The sequence below is a fragment of the Paenibacillus sp. 1001270B_150601_E10 genome (assembly GCF_015558675.1).
In the GTDB taxonomy this organism is placed as follows: Bacteria; Bacillota; Bacilli; order Paenibacillales; family Paenibacillaceae; genus Paenibacillus_B.
In genome coordinates this window covers 93,210-113,942 of the sequence record NZ_JADMOL010000003.1, presented here as the reverse complement: position 1 = coordinate 113,942, position 20,733 = coordinate 93,210, and the positions used below count along the sequence as shown (strand labels likewise).

Annotated in this window: 11 protein-coding genes; all 11 read left to right on the top strand. The window is 44.0% G+C overall.

All coding sequences use genetic code 11. The annotated features are described in order from the left end of the window. Positions 1 to 390: 390 nt before the first annotated feature. Positions 391 to 3,453, top strand: a complete 3,063-nt coding sequence (locus tag I2H74_RS09215) for an S-layer homology domain-containing protein (RefSeq protein WP_195573646.1) — start codon at positions 391 to 393, stop codon at positions 3,451 to 3,453. Between the two features lie 299 nt (positions 3,454 to 3,752). Continuing rightward, complete coding sequence (locus tag I2H74_RS09210; RefSeq protein WP_195573644.1) at positions 3,753 to 6,236, top strand: hypothetical protein; 2,484 nt, start codon at positions 3,753 to 3,755, stop codon at positions 6,234 to 6,236. Positions 6,237 to 6,254: 18 nt separating this feature from the next. Then, positions 6,255 to 6,812, top strand: coding sequence for a hypothetical protein (locus I2H74_RS09205; RefSeq protein WP_195573641.1), 558 nt, complete (start codon positions 6,255 to 6,257; stop codon positions 6,810 to 6,812). A 584-nt stretch (positions 6,813 to 7,396) separates the two neighbouring features. Continuing rightward, positions 7,397 to 7,693 carry an alpha/beta-type small acid-soluble spore protein gene (locus tag I2H74_RS09200; protein ID WP_195573639.1) on the top strand — a complete coding sequence of 99 codons (297 nt, stop codon included), beginning with the start codon at positions 7,397 to 7,399 and terminating at the stop codon, positions 7,691 to 7,693. A 182-nt stretch (positions 7,694 to 7,875) separates the two neighbouring features. Then, a complete protein-coding gene (metK, locus tag I2H74_RS09195; protein ID WP_195573637.1) occupies positions 7,876 to 9,078 on the top strand; it encodes a methionine adenosyltransferase in 1,203 nt (400 codons plus the stop codon). Positions 9,079 to 9,446: 368 nt separating this feature from the next. Continuing rightward, positions 9,447 to 12,176 (top strand): SwmB domain-containing protein, encoded by a 2,730-nt coding sequence (locus I2H74_RS09190; protein WP_195573635.1) that lies wholly within the window; start codon positions 9,447 to 9,449, stop codon positions 12,174 to 12,176. A 649-nt stretch (positions 12,177 to 12,825) separates the two neighbouring features. Continuing rightward, positions 12,826 to 15,534 carry a stalk domain-containing protein gene (locus I2H74_RS09185; RefSeq protein WP_195573633.1) on the top strand — a complete coding sequence of 903 codons (2,709 nt, stop codon included), beginning with the start codon at positions 12,826 to 12,828 and terminating at the stop codon, positions 15,532 to 15,534. A 64-nt stretch (positions 15,535 to 15,598) separates the two neighbouring features. Then, complete coding sequence (locus I2H74_RS09180; protein ID WP_195573630.1) at positions 15,599 to 16,777, top strand: sensor histidine kinase; 1,179 nt, start codon at positions 15,599 to 15,601, stop codon at positions 16,775 to 16,777. Next, complete coding sequence (locus I2H74_RS09175) at positions 16,764 to 17,480, top strand: response regulator (protein ID WP_195573628.1); 717 nt, start codon at positions 16,764 to 16,766, stop codon at positions 17,478 to 17,480. Before I2H74_RS09180 ends, I2H74_RS09175 begins: the two co-directional genes overlap by 14 nt. A gap of 84 nt (positions 17,481 to 17,564) precedes the next feature. Further along, positions 17,565 to 18,008 (top strand): glycosyltransferase, encoded by a 444-nt coding sequence (locus tag I2H74_RS09170; RefSeq protein WP_195573626.1) that lies wholly within the window; start codon positions 17,565 to 17,567, stop codon positions 18,006 to 18,008. A 160-nt stretch (positions 18,009 to 18,168) separates the two neighbouring features. Beyond that, positions 18,169 to 20,733 (top strand): helicase-related protein (locus tag I2H74_RS24570; protein ID WP_229106533.1); only part of this gene is annotated, 2,565 nt, incomplete at its 3' end.

Here is a 20,733-nt window from a genome sequence, read left to right as displayed (position 1 = left end):
TGACGCGACTGATAGAACTCGCTATACTTATGAGCGTGGATCACGGAAGCATACATAACGTGTAGCAGACCGTATAGAGAGGTCATGTTATAAACTATTCAGAAGCGAAAAGAAAAAAAGCAAAATAATTTCGAAGCAACCGCAACTTTTTCGAGCCTACTGCGTTTATAATCATGAAGCTGAAAAACAGTCGCCAAAATTCTTTATTGTTCCCTGTTTTTCACAAAAATATGCTTTACGCTAGACATTGTCCCATGTATAATGACTAGAGTGGCATAGATATCTCTATTATCCCGAACCATTCGTTTACAAGTTTCTGTAGCATTATCGTGTTGCAGACTTATTTTGAATACATTTCGCTCTACTCTTTGGAAGGGGGTGAACCGGCGAATGAGGGAAATGGGTTATCAGTCTTCAAAGAAAAATTCTCAACAACCGAAGGAATTTAGAGGAGGAGAAAAAAAGGTTATGAAGAAAAGATTAGCTTTGCTACTCTCCGTTGCTATGGCGTTCTCCATGTTCGCAAACGTAGCATTCGGTGCTAGCTCCGATTTGACAACACAACAAAAATACGATGCATTGGTTAAAGAAGGTATCTTCACAGGCATCGCAGGATCCAACGATCCACAATTGAACGCTACAACTACACGTGCTCAATTTGCTAAAGTATTGGCTTTGACTTTGGGTCTTGAACCAGTTAACACTGGCAACTCTTTCAAAGATCAAAACTACAGCAAGCACTGGGCTAAGCCATACGTTGAAGCTCTTGTAAAAGAAAACTTGATCACTGGTTATGCTGATGGCAAGTTCCACTTCAACGACACTGTAACAGGTGAGCAAATGGCTAAAACTTTCGGTGCAGCTTTGGGTCTTGAAGAAGTTAAAGACGCGGCAGCAATCGAAGGCGTATCCAAGTGGGCTTACGGCTGGGTTCAAGCTGTTAAAGACGCTGGCTTCGACTGGTCCGAAAACGGCAAATGGAACGTTCCAGCTAAACGTGCTACTTTGGTAGAAGCTTCATACGATGTTCGTGAGCAAGTGTCTGTACAAGTAGAATCCGCTAAAGCAATTGACGAGAAAACAGTTGAAGTTAAATTCACTGACGGCGAAACTGAAAAAGTAACGCTTGACAAAGCTCTTGTTGAAGGCCAAGAAACAGCTGTTAAAGTTGAACATAAAGGTAAAACATACGAAGTGAAAGTCACTCTTCAAGCTCTTGCAGTAGAAGCTAAAGTATCTGGTTTGAAAAAGCTTGACTTGACTTTCAACCGTACTGTGGATGCTTCTAAAGCAAAAGTTGAAGTGAAACGCGGTTCCACAGTTGTATCCGTTAAGGAAGTTAAATTCGCTGACGACAAGATGCACGCTTCTGTTGAGCCAAACAGCAAACTTCTTCAAGGCGACTACACAGTAACAGTTACAGGTGCTTCTGAAAAAGCTGTTTCTGCTACTTTCAAAGTAGAAGCTGAGAAAGTTGCGAAAATCGAATTAACAAGTGATAAAGGTGCTTCCAACGAAACTTTTGAAAATGTTAAAGTTGGATACCGTATCACTAACCAATATGGTGATGATATCACTAAAAACACTAGCCTGAACTGGACTGTTTCCAAAGGTAAAGCTGAAGCAGTAAACGGTATTTTAACGATTAATTCCAAGTGGACAGAAAATGGAACAGAACAAAGCTCTGGTAAATTCATTCTTGGTGAAAAAATTTATGTAACGGCAGTTGATACTGCTTCTAGCACTGTACTTACAGGAACTGTAGAGGTTGGTTCTGTGGCTCGTGCGGATTCTGTAGAGTTTAAAGGCCTTTACAGCAGCACTTCTAAGAATCTGAACAGCAGCACTGTTGGTGACTACTATGTTCTTATCGATGTGAAAGATCAATATGGAAACAAACTCAGCAGACAAGAGGTTCAAGATGGACTTGTCTTCTCCAGCACTAATCCGTCTATCGTTTCTGTATATGATGAGAACTCTAAACCAGTAGTTGAAGATAAGTTGGGTGAAGATGGTAACTCTATTGGTTTGAAGTTGTTCAAACCGAATACAGCTTACCCAATGGAAGGTAAAGTGAATATCAATGCGATCGCGTTAGCTTCTGGGAAGACATTTAACTATGAGTTAGATGTTCCAAAAGCAGCTGCTGTGAAGACATTTACTTTGCAACAACCAGATGTTGTTGCTAAAGGCGACACTGTTAAAATTCCATTTACCGCTGTAGATCAATTTGGTGAGCCAGTTACTAAATATAACGATCTTGTGGGTAAAGTATCCTTCACAAGTAGCCTTGGTGCAAAGGCTGTTCAATTGAAAAAAGACTATAACACAGGTAATGCGTATCTTGAATATGTAGTACCAGCAGACACTGCACTTTCATTGGATGTAATCACAGCTAACGTTGTGAATACGGCGTCTATTTCGCAAATCAACGTCAATTTGAAAGCAGCAGCAATTGCTAGCACAATTGATGGACTTGCTAAAGACACTGCTAAGACTTTGGGTGTAGGTGCGAAATTAGAACTTGGTAAAGATGATATCGTAGTACTTGATCAACACGGTCGTAAAATGACTTTGAATGATGAGTTCTTTGCTAAATACTATATTAAGCAAGAAAGTGTATCTAACAATAAGGTCCTGACAGTTGATGGAACTACAATTAAATCTACATCAGAAAAATTTGTTGTTAACGGAATTGACAAAGGTAATGCTCGTGTTGAACTGGCTATCTACCAAGTAAACAACAATGAGATTGTTAAAAACTCCAATAACAGCATCAGCCTGTCTGTTGCAGATAAAGGCGACATTGCAGAATACAAAGTTGATGATGTAGCAACGATTTATCAAGCAGCAGATACTGCAGCTGCATCTACTTATGCAAAAGAAGTAAAAGTATATGGTGTTAAAGCTGACGGTAGCAAGGTTGTTCTGAGCAAAACTGAGTACAACGTTATTCCAACTGCTTCCTTCATCAAATACGATAAAGTTTCTGGTAAGTTGAGCGCTTCTGGTACTGTAGTTGAGTCCGGTAAAGAAGCTAAATATGCAGTTAATGTCATCATTAACGGACAAGAAACTAATGTTCTTACTAAAGAAATCACAATTTCGGCTGTAGCACCAGCTCCTGCTGTAATTAAAGCGGGTGATACGCCTAAGGGTCAAGTTACAGAAATCTCTGGTAAGGTATTTGTTATCGAGGGTACATCGTTCACTGCTGGTGGAGCTAACCTTGGAAACTTGGTGATTAAAGACCAATATGATGTAACAATGACAGGTTACAATAAGTTGACTGCAGTTGTTACTAAGCTTCCATCTGGTGCTGAAATTTCAGGTGTGAATGGCGGAAGTGCTGATCAGCTTTCCATCAATAACTTGCCAGCTAACTCTGAGTTCCAAATCACTTACACAACTGAGAATGGTAAGTTGGAAACATTCACTATTGCAGTTAAGTAAGTAAATCTTTTAAAGGCTATCCTTATAGGATAGCCTTTTTTAGTTGAACTGTAGTGGTTTTTTGTGTGGGAAGAAATAATTACTTGTTTATCAACTAATTAAATAGTAAAGAACACTCTTAAGGTGTTACTTGAAGGTAATAAAGAGGTGTGTAAACTGAATTAAACAATATAAATGCCTTCGAATTATGAGTTGTACACAAATAGTATAATTCAGTATATTAAAAAACTTTAACTGGTCAACCCCTCTATTTAATTGTACTGTTAAGATAGGATACTTACGTAGAAGAGGTGAAAGATTTGTATAAAGGGAAAAAGGTATTATTAATGAGTATGGCTTTAGCAACTGCAGCTTCGTTGTTTACTTTACATCCTATAGACAATAAAGTGCAGGCAGCATCCGTAAGCACTAATAAAGTACATAGTAATCAAATCAATAATAAAGTTATGCTAACATCCAAAAGTTATCTTGAAGTTAATGATGTTCAGTTTAATCATTTACAGAATGATAAAGTCGTATATTTTACGGTTACGGTTCATAATAAAGAATCAAAGTCATTAAATTTGATAGATTATTGGTTCAATGTTAAATCAAATACAGGTGAAAAATATTCTGTTCAGATCAAAGGCTTAACAGAAAAGAAGGATAATCTTATAGCGCCCAATACTTCTCGGACATTTAAAATATACACGACTGTTAACTCGAAATTGAATTATTCGAACTTATCATTGAATGTTATCAAATGGGATTTTTCAGTAGCTGGATTTGAAAGGCAAATCGGTTCAATAAAAGTTCCACATAACTATTCCAATGCTGCTCCAATTGGAAAAGAACAGTATATTACACAAGGCAATAACAAAGTTCTTACTATAACTTCAGCATTGCAATTAGTAGAGATCGGATCTCAAACGGAAGCTATGGTTGCTATGTACATGACAAATACAAGTGACTCCACCATTTCTTTGGCAAATTACAAGTATTATCTGAGAACAAGTGGGAATAAATATTATGCCCTTGAACCAGATCAAACTGATAATCAGTTAAAGCCTGGTGAAAAGAAAAAAATAAATTACTATGCAAAATTACCAAAAGACTTAAAGAAAGATAATTATCAATTGTTTATTTCGGAAGTTGAAGGGACAGAATCGAAAGAAGAATTGCCTGTTGCTTATTATAAGCTGATGCTAAGAAGTGCGATTAACACAATTACACCTGCTGGAAAAAGTGGTTCAATTACTATTGAAAATTCTACTGTGGCTACGAATATCGATCATACGATGATTGATTCAAATTCAGAATACCACAATATCACATTGTCATTAGGCTTGAAAAACAACAGTAAAAATCCAGTGAAATTGCCTTCTTACATGTACTATATTATGACATCTGATGGGGCACTGTATCCTGTTAATGTCCAAGATAGTGAGAAGGAATTGCTTCCGAATATTAAAACTGAGTTGAATCTATCTTCTTCAATTCCAGCGGATGCGTCTCTTAATAATCTAAAATTGATTGTTAAGAAATCACCTGTTGAATCCAAAAATAACGATTATCTTGTAGCGCAATTTAGAATACCTGAAAGTAAGGTAGTAACAAGTGAAGATAAGGTCACTTATGTGAATAAAGAAGGAGTCTATGAGGTAACCGTTAAGAGCTTTGAGAGATTACCTTGGTCTAACCAGGATATTGTTAACGCAACAATTCTCGTGAAGAACATAGGAAAAGAAATGCAAGGGATGCCTAAGCTACAAGCTACCGCATGGTTGAATGGAGTAAAGGTAAATGCTGATGAGACATTCTTGTTAAATGTACAAAATAGTGTAGGATTAAAACCTGGGGAGTCATCAGAATTAATCCTCACGACGAAAGTATCGAGCGATGCCAAATTTGATGATGCTAAAATAACCTTGTCAGAAGTGATCAATGATAAACCAGTCGCAACTGTAGGTAATTTTATGATAAAATCAGAGGAATCAAGTATCCCAGTGTACCAGCCGGGTTCGACTGCAAAATATACGCTAAAGCAAGACGGAACTGAGGCAGAGCTTTACGTACTCGAAGCAAATACTTATACAGGCAGCTCTCAAAACGTCATTGAATCACAACTTACTTACCAGAACATTGGAAAGAGATTCACAAAACTTCCAGTACTACAAGCATATTATTATACCGACTCTGGTCTTACCATTCCAGCAGAAGTAAGTGTAATTGAGAATGAAGTGGGTCCAAGCTCGCAGAACTTAATATCTATTAAAGCCGATGTCCCAAAAAAATATGAAGCAAAAGATTTTAAGTTGTTAGTGGGACAAGGTATTGCTGATGGTAAATATATTACTGGCAATGGAAAGGCAGATAGTTACGTAAATGCCGCTTTACTTTCCATTCAAGAAGAAGATAAAACTGTAAATACGGTCTTCAGTGAGCTTAACCTACGTCCGTTTACTTTTAACTTTAATAGGGTAAGTGCTTCAACAAACAATAATGATGAAGCACAATTCAATTTTGAATACACAATGTCTGAGTATAATCCATTTGATTATATGTTAAGAGATCATAAACTGGTGCTAGAGATTGAATACAATGGGAAAAAATTCAGTAAAGCTTATGCATTAGGAAAAGGAAATGAAGCACTTTCCGTAGGGGACAAAATCCAAAATTCATTTACTATCAATGATCCTGCTATGAAAGGTGTTGCATATACAGGTTTCCATATTAACGTGTATGAGGAAGTTAATGGCGCGAGAAAGTTGCTGCTTAAGCACTATATTTCAAATTTCGGATAATATGGAGTTGTTTTATAAATGAAGAAAAAGAAATGGTTAGTTAGTTCAATTGCTTTACTAACATTGGGTGTTGGGACAATTATGATTAGTAACAATGGTCTTCTAAGTGCCCAACCCGGTGATTCCCAAGATCCTTTGGTTACGAAGAGCTATGTCGATACACAGATCAAGAAGCTCGTGCAAGAGGAGATTGGGAAGCAGCAAGGTGGTACAGGCAGTGGAGGCAATAACTCGGGCTCAGGCAACACAGGAGGCAGCACTGGCGATAGTGAAGGTGGGAGCTCAGCTGACACCGCTATGGAGATCGTAACGATCAAGCCAGGGCAGCAGCTTGTAGCTAAGGCGGGAGCCGAGTTTGTGATTCGAGCAGGGAAAGCTGCAATTTACAGCTCGGATGCGAATGGGGTATCTGATTTGACAGCTGGTGCCGATCTAGCGAACGGTACAGATGCGCCTACGAACCACTTACTGATGTTCCCTCGTGATGGACGTGGTATAGTAGCGAAAGACACGGTTAAAAACAGTGTTGTCGTTATGGTACGCGGTGGATATGAGATTCAAAAAGTAAGTGAATAATTCCAAATTCCAGTATCCCATCAGCACTCATTGATCTTAATCGATAACAAAAGCAAAATGGTTCAGGTGAGTTGTCAAAAGCTAAAGCCTTACAACAGCATCGAAGAGTTAATGAGGTATGTCTGACTTTATTAGTCGATTGCATCGTTGGATCGACTTAATGAGCTGAAAGATACTTTTGATGAAGCCTTTGGTTATCTTTAGGATGATCAATCGCAGTTGATAATATGTACGATACAGGATACAACTCATATTTCTTGTGCATTGAAAGTAAAGCAACTTGTGAATCATTAATACAGAAGTTAATGTAAAGCACATGCATGAAAGATAATGTTGCAAGTATTGTATGAACAAATACAAACCACAAGAAGTGCATAGTGGATATCAGCTGATTGCTCATTGATCTATTGAAGCATAGTTAATAGCAGCTGTCATGTTGCGTTGAGAACATGTAATTACTAAAAAGAAGCGGCCTTATGGTCGCTTCTTCTTTTTGTCAGCATAAACAAGATTTCCTTCGGGTGCAGATGAGCGACAGGCACATACTAAGCTCACCAGCATTTAATTAAAGGAGGAATCATTTTATGGCGAATAATAAAAAGAAATTGGTCCCTGCAAGCAAAGATGCGCTTTACCAAATGAAATATGAAATTGCGGCAGAGTTTGGTTTACCGGTATCATCTCAACGTGTAGGAATGGGCTTTAGTGATACGGAGTTTGGATTGGACTTTGGTGAATACTTCTCAAGTGCTTATGGCTCTAAGGGACATGACAGCTGGGGACATATGACTTCGCGCCAAACGGGTTCGGTTGGTGGGGAGATTACAAAGCGCCTTATCGCCCAAGCCGAACAATCCTTTCACGGTGACACAGAATTGTAAAGAAAATGTGCAATCATTTTCCAACATATTTTTGGATTCATTGATTGACATGGCTTGACAAATACAGTAATATGAATTTTCGAAGGCTGGTATAACAACCTTTTCCATTTGGGAAAAGGTTCGTTTTTTGTCTAGACTTTCCATAGAGAGAGTCACATTATGGTATGGGAGGTTGAGTCCAATTGTCTATTAAAGGACGCCACTTGTTTACTTCCGAATCCGTCACTGAGGGACATCCAGATAAGATCTGTGACCAGATTTCAGATGCGGTATTGGACGCCTTTCTGGCAAATGACCCGAATGCACGGGTAGCGTGCGAGGTTTCCGTAGCAACAGGCCTAGTGCTTGTTATCGGTGAGATCAGCACCACAGCCGATTATGTTGATATTCCATCCATCGTTCGTAACACGATCAAAGAGATCGGTTATACACGTGCGAAATATGGATTCGACTATAACACTTGTGCGGTGTTAACATCTTTGAACGAACAATCACCAGATATCGCTCAAGGCGTTAACGAAGGCATTGAAACCCGTACAGAAGAAGATGTAAAGAATGAGAAGGAGAACATCGGTGCAGGCGACCAAGGCTTGATGTTTGGCTTTGCGACAAACGAAACACCTGAGCTGATGCCGCTTCCGATCGCTCTGTCCCACCGTATTTCTCGCCGTTTAGCAGAAGTACGCAAGAACGGTAAGCTTGGTTACCTTCGTCCAGATGGTAAGACGCAAGTTACAGTTGAATATCAAGATGGCAAGCCAGTTCGCATTGACACCATTGTTGTGTCTACACAGCATGCGGAAGATGCATCTTTGGAACAAATCCAACAAGATATTCGTGAACATGTTATCGCTCCTGTTGTGCCGGCGGAATGGCTGGATGAACAGACCAAATATTTCATTAACCCAACAGGCCGCTTTGTAATCGGTGGTCCTCAAGGAGATGCAGGTCTTACAGGACGTAAGATCATCGTGGATACGTACGGTGGCTATGCTCGTCATGGCGGCGGTGCATTCTCTGGTAAGGATCCTACAAAGGTTGACCGCTCTGCAGCTTATGCAGCTCGCTACGTGGCGAAGAACATCGTTGCAGCTGGCTTGGCTGACAAGTGCGAAATCCAATTGGCTTATGCGATTGGTGTTGCTAGCCCAGTATCCATCAACGTGGATACGTATGGCACAGGCAAAGTTGCTGAAGAGAAGCTCGTTGAGCTGATTAAAGAGAACTTTGACCTTCGCCCAGCAGGCATCATCAAGATGCTGGATCTTCGTCGACCAATCTACAAGCAAACAGCTGCTTATGGACACTTTGGCCGTACAGATGTTGAACTTCCTTGGGAGAATGTGGACAAGGTAGATGCCCTTCGTACACAAGCAGGTCTATAATTAAAGCGAAGCAATTATATATGTGTTATTCACCCCCCTGTTTCCATTGTTGGAGCAGGGGGTTTTTATGTGGAATAGGAGAAAAAGCAAACTAAGAAAAGTACATTCTGAATTTATAAACGTTCTGTTTCTTTCTCTATTATGTGTGTCATCTGTTATTTGCAATTAATCCAGGAAATCAGTTATCCGGATAAATCTTTTTATTACAAATGATTGGGATGGAGTACGTCCATAAGAGAAAAAAATCCTACATGTTATAGCGATGCACATTTAAGAAATAGGAAAAACCTGTTTTCTATAAAGAAAAAGGCTCAATCATCCGAAAAATAAGAGTAAGTGTGTCTTAGAACGGAAGGGTGAACATACATATGAGATTCAAACAAGGAATAGCCGCATCCATCGCAGCATTGCTTTTGATCCAAGGTTCTTGGGCGATCCCGGTGCAGGCTAAGGAATCAGCTTCGAGCATAGAGACAACATTTTCAACACATGATACAGGTAATACCAAGGGACTTGTTACGACAAGTGCAGCAGATACGACAGCTCCTGTCCTGGAGTCTATCTTCATGGCGAAGACAAACATGGTTGAGCTTCGCTATAACGAGCAATTGGATCCTTCCAGCACTCCATCTAAGGATGATTTTAAAGTCGTTGTTAATAATGAGGAGCGTCCTTTAATTGCAGCTGTAGTCGTGGGCAAGAACGTACAGATTTACCTCGAAAGTGGTGTCGCGATTGGCCAAGTTATCAAAGTGACCTATCTACCGGGCAGCAAGCCCATAAAAGACCTTAGCGGCAATCGTGCGCCATCCTTTTCAAGTCGCGACGTGTCCAACACGGTAGAAGATTTTATGAATAAGATTGTAAATGCAACTGTCACCGGAAAAGTCATACAAATGACGTTCAGTGATGAAATGCTTCCTATGGATAACCGCGGGGTGTCCCAGTTTACCGTTATGGTGGATGGGAAAACAGTCCGTTTGAAAGAGGCATTGGTGTCTGGGTTCAATATTGTTATTAATCTAGAGCAGGATGTAACAGATGGACAGGCGGTTAAGGTGCAGTACAAGCCTGGATCCTATCCTATCAGGGATCGCAATAATGCTCCGATAATGGGATTTGGACCGGTATTTGTCCGCAATACCATTGACACCAAGCCGCCAATACTAGAATCCTCTAGAATCGATGGCAGCAGACTTACGCTTAACTATAATGAGGGCTTGAACGAGCATGAATTATTCCTGCCTATGAAGAGCCACTATTCTGTTCTAGTCAATGATAAGGCGGTATTTGTAAACAAAGTAGAAGTGAAGAGCAATATGGTCATTCTTACGCTGGCATCAAGCGTTTCTTCATTGAATGACAAGGTCACGGTGTCCTACGTGCCAGGGCCTAAGCGTATCGTAGATCTTAACGGCAATGCCGCACCAGGCTTTAGTCTCGTCGAGGTTGGTGTGGTCAAGGATTCGGACCTGCCTTCAATTGAGAAGGCCACGTTTAGAGACAATGTAATTACATTGGACATGACCGGGTCTATGGATCAAGGCTCTGTGCCATCCAAAAACTATTTTAACGTCAAAGCTGACAATCGGACGCAAACGATATCGAACGTGCAAGTGAATAATACACAGGTCATCATTACCCTATCGAAAAATCTGGACTGGAATCAATCCGTCGTCATTTCCTACAGTGCACCAGGCACGAAAGGCTTGATGGATACCAATGGCAGCAAGGTGAAGAGCTTTTCCAATCAAAAGGTAGAGTTCAGCAATAGTTCAGGGTCTGGTTCCGGTTCAGGATCATCTGGAGCTGTACTTGATTACGTGCATGATGCAGATTGGAAGGACTTCCTTCAGGATGTGATGCTTGTAGATACGGTAGTAGCGAGCAAGCTGACAGATCGCTCATTAAGCGGACAATATGTGAATCGATATAATGTAAACAACGACGATTGGGCAAAGGTGCTGGATCAAGCAACCAAGGATCGATCAGAAGTTGTTGCGCTTGACTTGAGTGGTGATGAGAAGGCAGCTATGGTTGCAATTGGACTGAAGCCGCTTGAGGACATGGTACGAAAAAACGGGGATCTCAAGGTAGGCGTTCGTTACGGAGATTGGCTTTATAGCATTAAGCTCAGTGATATTCCGTTCAACGAGATTCGTCGTCAGCTATTAAGCGCGAGCAACAACACGACCTTGCTATTCCAGATTGAGCGTCAGCCTTCCAGAGACGCAACAGGCCTCATTAACGGTATTCGCACGGCAAGTGGGACGTCGCTTGTGGAGCCGGTTATGTTCAGTCTGACGGCATACTCAAGTGCAGGAAAGGAATCCGAGGTAACGGCTAAGACACATATTAGCTATCAAGCAGGTCGCATGATCAGCGGGAATGAGATAGCGGTTGTTCGCCAGAACCCGACGATTAACGGTAAGATTGCCTATATTCCAACACATGTGAAGAGCGAGAGCAGTTCACAAGTTGTAAACAGCATGCTGACAGGCAACAGCGCCATTGCAATTGCGCGCAGCAATATGTATTTTACTGATATTAACGGCCATTGGGGAATGAATGACATTCAGGCACTATCCGGAAGATTTATCGCGGATGCTGTGGTTGGGACGAGATTCGAGCCTAACAAGGCGATCACGCGAGGAGACTTTGCAGTGCTTATTGCCAAAGGAATCGGCTTAGACGGGGATCTAGACGCCTCTAAGCGCTTTAGAGACGTGTCTACAAGCTCAGCGGCTGCACCTTATATCGGAGCGGCAGTAAAAGCGGGGATTATTTCCGGTCATGCAGACGGCACATTTAAGCCGGAGAGTGTGATTACTCGGGAGCAAATCGCGCTCATGATGAATCGCACACTTATCCATACGGGCAATACCATTCAGCTGTCCCGTCCTGTAAGCCAGTGGATGGCGAGCTTTACGGATCGCAATCAGATTAGTACCTCCGCTCAAGATGCTGTTGCGAAGACCATGGAAGCAGGCATAATACAAGGCTTGACCTACAACACGTTTGGTCCTAGACAACAGGCAACGCGTGCACAAGCGGCAGTGATGGTGAAGAGATTGCTCGAATATATCGAGTACATGTAATAAGTATGGAAGTAGAAAAAGGGTAGAATTAGGCTGGTAGAGCTGCTTGTTCAACAAGTGGTTTTCTGCCAGCTTTTTTTCATTTTTTTTCATTAAATATTTGGTTAGGACGATATAAGCTGCTGACATCGCATTTTGTTTTGAATCTATGTGCTAATAAGTTTGAATCTTTCTGTTCCCCCTAAAGAATGGTTGCGTTTATGCCGTAATAAATGGTAAAGTTGATGAATTGATCCTATCTAGTCATATCCTGCATTCTACTAAAAATTCTCTTTTTATACGTACTTATGCCTCATAGCCTGATTGTATTGGGAAAATGCTATTAAATCCGAACAAGCGCCATTATCTCTTCTCATTTTCTTCATGAAGCCTCCGAACTTTACCATTCCATTCACTATACTTCTATCTTTTTAGACAAAAATCGGAATCTCCATGAATTGTATTGCCGAAAAGCGAAACTTTTTACTTGTAAAACGAGTCTATAAACATAGTGATTCTATCTATTGATTATGTTTATGCGATCATATGCTTATGTGAATTAGATCGGAGGACACAGGCACTCTTTTTTGGCGTGTTCTCTTTTCTATTCTACCAATCATTGCTGCAATTGAGAGATTCAGCAAACATCATGGGGAGTGAAGCAGGGGAAATGAATAATTCTAGTGATTCAAGACGTTCTGCAGCTAGACGGTCCAAGTGGCTCGTGATGCTGTTGACCGGAACAATGCTGATGTCTCCTTTCTTCGGAATTGGAAATGTCGTGCATGCGGATGGAGAACTGCTATCGGCATCTGAGACTCGCGCAGCCACAGGCTTAGTCAAGGTAGGGGAAGAGATTATTACTTCTGGAGCGAAGCTCCTCAAGTATCAATATACAACGACTCGCAGTGGCAAGCAGGTCAAAGCCAATCTGAATATGATTCAGGCAGATCTGCAGAATCCATATCTGAAGCTGGACACGATGACAGGAACCAATGGCAAGCTGAATGCTCGCCAATCGGTATCTGGCATGGCGAAGGAGACTGGGGCGGTAGCCGCTGTAAACGGCGACTATTTTGCGACTGACAAAGAAGGCGCGCCCCTCGGCCCTGAGATTTCCAGTGGAACAATGGTATCGAGTCCTTCAGCCTTGAAGGGGATGTATGCGTTTGGCGTGACGAATTCCAATCAGCCGGTTATTGACGAATATCGCTTCCAAGGTAAAGCGACTTCAAGCGATGGAACAAGCTTTGAGCTTGCCGGCATTAATCAATCCACTTATATGACAGAGCCGAATAAGCAGTACAGCCACGTCAATGCGATGTATATTTATACAAGTGCATGGAAGAATCAGGAGCGCCCTATTAATAGCTCCACGACTCCAACCGAGGTCCTTATTCGTAATGGCGTGGTTGAGCAGTTCTCGGACAACGCATCCTTGAAAATGTCAGTTCCAGAGGACGGATACATACTGCGTGGACATGGGACGGCTGCTCAATATATGCGAGAGCATATGCAGGTGGGTGCGCCAGTACAGGTAGACTATCGTCTTGTCTCGCAAACGACAGGGCAGCTTGTAGACCCAGACAGCTTCCAAATGATGATCGGCGGTCATACGCTGCTCGTAGAGAATGGCAAAGCCTCCGCCTTTACACGTGATACAAATTCCATTAGCGGCAGCAGCGCACGTGCACGCACAGCTGTTGGCTACTCCAAGGATAACCGCTACGCTTACATTATTACGGTAGAGAAAAACGACTCCAGTGCAGGCATGACGCTGAAAGAGATGCAGCAGGCCTTGGTCCAAGCGGGCGTATGGAAGGCCGTGAATCTGGACGGAGGCGGCTCCACAACAATGGTGCATCGTCCACTTGGTGAAACGAACAATGTATTGTCGTTCAATACGGAGTATGGCACGACACAGCGCCAAGTGGTGAATGGCCTCGGTGTGTATACGACAGCTCCGCAAGGTGCTGTCAAAGGGATGGTGCTGTCAGGCAGCAGCAAGCTGTATATCGGACAGCAAGCAACATATTCAACAAAAGCTTATGACGAATACTATAACCCGATTGACGCAGGCAATATGAACATGACTTGGAGCGCATCCAATGATGTGCTGGCTTGGAACGGATCAAGCTTTGTCGCAAAGCGCGCCGGAAGCTCTCAAGTTATTGGCAAATCAGGAAGCGCGACAGCGAAGAAGGATGTAGAGGTAATCGGTGCGAGCCAGATCGATCAGATCTACATGAATGCAAGCTCTGCTCCGCTAACTGCAGGCACGAGTGTGAAGCTTCAAGTAAAAGTGAAGATGAAGGACGGCTCAACAGGAACATTGCCGAATGAATCGGTAAAATGGGAGCTGAAAGGCTTTGAAGGAAGCGTAAAGGATGGAACGCTGAAGGTGAATTCCGTTCCTGCTGGAACATCAATTGGCTATGCCTTTGCAAGCTATGATGGCCTTCGCACGATGATTCCACTGACAGTGAGCGCTGAACAGAAGGTAGAAGACTTTAATGGAACAAGTACGACGGTTGGCTTCACTTCCCTGCCGCAGAATGTCACGAAGGGACAAGCTTCAATCGTAGGAAGCTATGGCGGCAAGACCGCACAAGACAAGGTCGTGAAGCTGACTTATGATATGACGGCCGGAAGTGAGAACAAGTTTGCTTATGCATTGTTTAACAACGGCAAGGGGATCCCGATGGGCGGGCTTCCAACATCCGTGAAGCTTGATATTTATGGCGACAACAGCTTGAACTGGCTAAGAGCGGAATTCATCGATGCAAACGGCAAGGCCCATGTAACCGACGTAGCCAAATATATCGATTGGACAGGCTGGAAGACGATTGAGATCGATACATCTTCATTAGGCGCAACAGGTTCCCTTTCGTTAAAACGCCTTTATGTCGTAAATCTCAAGGATGGTCAGGATGAGCGAGCTGCGAAGGGCGAAGTCGCCTTTGACCAAATTCGGGCAACGATGCCTGCAGGCGGTGCTGCAAACTTGCCAAAGGCGAATATGAAGCTCACGGTAAACAGCCGTACTGCAACGATTGACGGCAAGCAGAAGACTTTGGATGTAGCCCCAATCGTGTTGAATGGCTCTACTTATGTACCCGTGCGTGTAATCCTTGATGCATTTGGCGGCGAGACAAGTTGGAATAGTCAGCAGAAGCGAGTAACGGTGCTGCGCGGCGATCGATATCTTGAGCTGACGGTAAATTCCAAGGAATATTTGAATAATGGGAAAAGAGTCGCATCTGATGTATCTCCGATTATTCGCTCTAATAGGACTTTAGTACCTCTTCGCCTAGTTTCCGAACAAATTGGACTAAATGTAAATTGGGATCAAAAGACGAAGTCCATAACAATCCGTTGATGTGGTATGATAAAGGATAAGAGTAAATAGTAACATCCTTTACATACAAGGAGACGGACCATTCGTGGAGAATCAGCTTGTTGTCATTGATCGAGTCATCAAGAACGCGATCGAAGTGATGGAAGACAGCAAATATCAAATTTTTGAAATCCTGGACTCCGCTCGTGACGAAGCAGCTACCTTGCAGTATCAAATGCAGGAGCTTCATAAGGAGATGGAGCAGATCATTGATAAGGTGGATGAGCTGGAACGAAAGTTTCGTTTGGCTCGTTTGCGTTTGACGGAAGTAAGCCGTGACTTTAACAAGTACTCCGAGGAGGACAGCAAGCAGGCTTATGAGAAAGCGACACATATTCAAGTCGAGCTGATGATCTATCGGGAAAAAGAAAGCCATTTACGCTCTAGGCGGGATGATTTACAGAAGCGCCTCAAGCATGTTGAATTGTCAATTGAACGTGCCGAGACCATTGGATCCCAGATGAATGTGGCACTCGAATATTTGTCTGGGGATCTGTCTCAGGTTACACGCATATTGGAATCTGCAAAGAACCGACAGATGATTGGCCTCAAAATTATATTGGCTCAGGAAGAGGAGCGTAAGCGCATTGCCAGAGAAATTCATGATGGCCCTGCGCAATCGCTAGCAAACGTAGTATTAAGAACGGAAATTATTGAGCGGATGTTAACGAAGCAGGATTATGGAATGGTGCAGCATGAAGTCGCAGATCTGAAGTCTCAAGTTAGAACGGGGCTGGAGGAGATCCGCAAAACCATTTTTAATCTACGTCCAATGGCGCTTGATGATTTAGGATTGATCCCAACGCTTCGCAAATTCGTACAGGATTTTGAGGATAAGTTCAAGATTCGCACCTCTTTAGAAATCAAGGGGATGGAACGAAGACTCAGGTCCGCTATGGAGACTGCGGTGTTCCGGCTGGTTCAAGAGGCATTTACGAATTCGGCCAAGCATGCAAGTCCAACTTACGTGGCTTGCAGACTTACATACGCTCAGGATGAGATTCGTCTTGTTATTGAGGATAATGGAACTGGTTTTAATGTGAATTCGCTGGAGCTTAAGGCGAAGGAACAATCGCATTTTGGCTTGCTCGGCATGAGGGAGCGGGTTGATTTGCTGGAAGGTCAGATGGAGATCCACTCCACCGAGAATGAGGGTACACAAATTGTTATTCTAATTCCGACGAACGTGGACAGGAGAGAGGTGTTAACAGATGGAGAATCGTAAGACGGAGAAGAAGATCAGAGTGCTCCTTGCTGACGATCATCAGCTCTTTCGCGAGGGCTTGAAGCGTATATTGAATATGGAAGATGATCTGGAAGTTATCGGTGAATGTGGCGATGGAATTCAAGTATTGGAGTTCTGTAACTATGATGTACCGGATGTAGTCCTGATGGATATCAATATGCCGGTCGAGAATGGGGTTATTGCTACAGAGCGGATGAGAGACATCTTTCCAGATGTAAAGGTTCTCATTCTGTCCATTCATGATGATGAGAGCTACGTATTCGAGACACTTCGCAAAGGGGCCTCTGGTTATCTGCTTAAAGATATGGAGGCAGAGTCGCTTATTAATGCGATTCGCTCCGTTGTAGGCGGCTATGCCTACATCCACCCGAAAGTAACAGGAAAGTTGATTACTCAGCTGCGCCGTATGACGATCTTGGATGACAGTGGCACAATGGACGAGCATTATGCAAAAGATCCAGGTGTTCGCCTGAATCCGACAGAGAGTCCGCTTACACGACGCGAGGCTGAGGTTCTCCGCCTAATGGCAGAGGGCAAGAGCAATAAAATGATTGGGGAATTCCTCTTTATTAGCGAGAAGACGGTGAAAAACCATGTCAGCAGCATCTTGCAGAAGATGGAAGTAGACGATCGCACCCAAGCTGTTATTAATTCGATTAAAAATGGATGGGTCACGCTGTAAGAAAAAAAGTTGAAATTTGACGACGCTTGTCCGTCACCGTAGCAGGTTTTGCGGCATACACTTGGTAATAAGGAGGTGGGCCGCATGATCACAACGCTATTATGGATTGTGGGATGCTATGGGTTGGCGGTGGCGGCTGTTCATCTCATGCATCTGCTGCAGAAGAAGCTGTACAAGGATAGACCTTCGCCTTGGATGCATGTTGTGCTGGTTACGCACAATGATGAACGGCATATGGAATGGGTTGTACGCGCCTACTGTTGGTTTGCCTGGTTAAAGGGAAGACGGTTGCAATTTACGATTGTGGATCGTCATTCACGGGATGCGACGCTTCCCATTTTGATGCGAATCGTATCTGGTTATGATGTCACTTGTCATGTGATCGAAAGCCATAGCGTGAAGGAACAAGAGCAAGCTGTGCAGCAGTTGGAAGAAGCAAAGAAAACAGAGGAGTCCTTCATTGTCCTGCATCTGGGATCGCGGGATGATTGGCGCCGGATACCCTTTGTGGTGGGCGGCACGTTGTAAACGTTACTGGCGGCGCTTCCAGCGCCACAGACGTCGAAGATAATGGACAGCAAGGACAACATACAAATAAATAAGAAAGAACATGTGAAGCACACATTTCGGGCTGCAACCTGAAGGTGTGTTTTTTTGTTTTTATACGTAAGGAAAGAAGAGTGAGAAGATGAAGGTATGGCTCTATGCAGTACGTGATCTGGACGAATGGCACATGATGCTGTCTATGGATCGTGCAGTGGATGAATTATATTGGGACATGCTCGCGAATCAGACTAATCGGAAGCATTGGTCTTCAGGTATGGAGAATCACAATTCCATGCATTTTGATAGGAGATATAGCCAAATATGGATGGAGCAAAAGGTAACGCTTGTCACGGCTCTCTTCGTCAAAAAGCTATTTGATCAGTTCAAGCGAGAGAAGGAGCCGCTTGCATTCGATCAATGGAGGGCACCAGATTGGGAGGCTTCTATCCGTCAATGGATGATCAGCGCTCACCGTGTAATTGAGGGTCAGAAGAAAGATAACCCTTTTCAAATGCATCGAGTAGGTAATCAATTGTTAAAGGTGGGCCAGTGGGAAGAAAAGCTGTCACAGCATATTCATGTTGAGGTTCGTTATCCTAATGTTCAAGGCCCAGGCCATCATGTAGCTAAAGAGCTTGAGGCCTTAAGGCTTGAAAGCTTAAGTCAGGAAATGAGCGTCATGATTGAGGGAAGGTCGCTGTTTGAAAGCGAGCTCCTATCGCTGCTTCGTGGCCGAGGATTAGAGTGGAAGCGAGAACAGCTTTATCGCGTGCTGCAGTGGGGGCTCGTGAGCAACAAGCTGGTCGTTCAGAGCGGAATTACATGGCCTTTTTTAGATGCGGCTAGGATCATGGACTTTAAAAAGAAAAACGCAAGTGCAAGTGTTGATAGTGCCAATCAGGAGCATAGGAAAAAGAATAAAGCTTTGTCGACTCGGGGCGGGGCTGATATGAATGATTCAGCAGCTTATACGATGAGGCGAGTGAAGAGGTTGATGAGAAGTCTGTTGTCTATACGTATTCAGGTGGATAAAGAAAGGTTTGCGAGAGCCAGTCAGAGACTCCCATACTGCCAGCGCTGCGGGGCCAAAGGGGACGATCTGCAGGAATCCTTTTGTGAAAGCTGCGGATCTCGCTCCTGCTACTCTTGTAAGGCTTGTCTGCAATTGGCGCGGAGTCGCTCCTGCGCTTTGCTCATCCAATGCTCATCATCTCAAGAAGATAAAACAGCAGACGGTGGCACATTGACCATGCATGATCGGTTATCACTCAAGGAGCATAGGAGGATGCATGTGAGTTTGGACGGACGCTCCGTTATGAATAAGGACAAAGGTCATTTAAGGCTGCATTCTGCGAGGGATGAGGATATTGATTCATTTCTAGAGCCGTATCATTTAGCGCCAGCTCAACGGGATGCGAGTCGTACAGCCCTTCAGTACCTGGCTTCTCGGTTATATAGAGGAGATGGAGATCTAGTTAATCCATCTTTGTTAGATGTACCTACAGAACCTCTGAATACAGTTATTCCTTCCCCCATACATATGCAGCGGCGCAAGACGCAGGAGAGGCAAGCGAGGCAAGTGGGGGGAAGCAGATTGGAGGCATTGCCAGCTTCCGGAACGGAACCGCATAGGGGAAGGACATCAAGCCGTTCTATCTTCGAGGATAATCAAGGGCCTATTTCAACCACTACTAAGATATATCCCGCATTAAACAAGGGTGTAGGCATCGAGGGTCAAGGAGAATTCTTGTTGTGGGCGGTGACAGGAGCTGGCAAGACGGAAATGATGTTTCCGATGACTGCTTATATGCTTGCTCATCAGCAGAAGGTGTGTATTGCAACGCCGCGAAGGGATGTTGTCCTTGAGCTTATGCCTCGGATTAAGAAGGCTTTTCCCGAGGCAAAGGTGGTGACGCTCTACGGAGGGAGCGAGGAGCGATGGGACAGCGGTGATATTACGCTGACAACGACGCATCAGCTGCTGCGCTTCCGAAGAGCCTTTGACCTTATGGTTGTGGACGAGCTTGATGCGTTCCCGTACCACAACAACCCGATGCTTGAACGTGCGGCCAAGCTGGCCTGCCGCGAAGGCGGCACGTTCGTGTTCCTGTCGGCCACGCCGCCTGGAGCGCTTGCGCGTGCTGCTAAGCGTGGCCGACTTGCACAGGCTACGGTGCCTGTGCGCTATCATCGGCATCCGCTGCCCGTGCCGAAGCGGCTGCCGATGCCATCTGCCGCCCGCATGATTGCGAACGGGCGGCTGCCTTCCCGCGTGGTGGGGGCATTGCACCACGCGGTGGAGCGGGGCGCGCAGCTGTTCGTCTTCGTTGCGCGCATCCGCCATATAGATGGCGCGGTGGCGCTGCTGCGGCGAAGCTTTCCGCAGCAGGCCATCGCGGGCACGTCCGCTTCCGATGCGGAGCGGACGGAGAAGGTGCAAGCCTTTCGCAGAGGCGAGATACGCATCCTCGTCACGACGACCATTTTGGAACGGGGCGTGACCGTTCCAAAAAGCGACGTATTTATCTGGGATGCGGATGACAAGCTATTCGACGAAGCGTCCCTGGTCCAGATGGCGGGACGTGCAGGACGCTCGAAGGATGACCCCAACGGCAACGTCTATTTTGGCGCTGCGCAATGGACAAAGTCTCAAAGAGCGGCTGTTCGTCAAATTCGAGCCATGAATCATCTAGCGAAACAGGGTGGC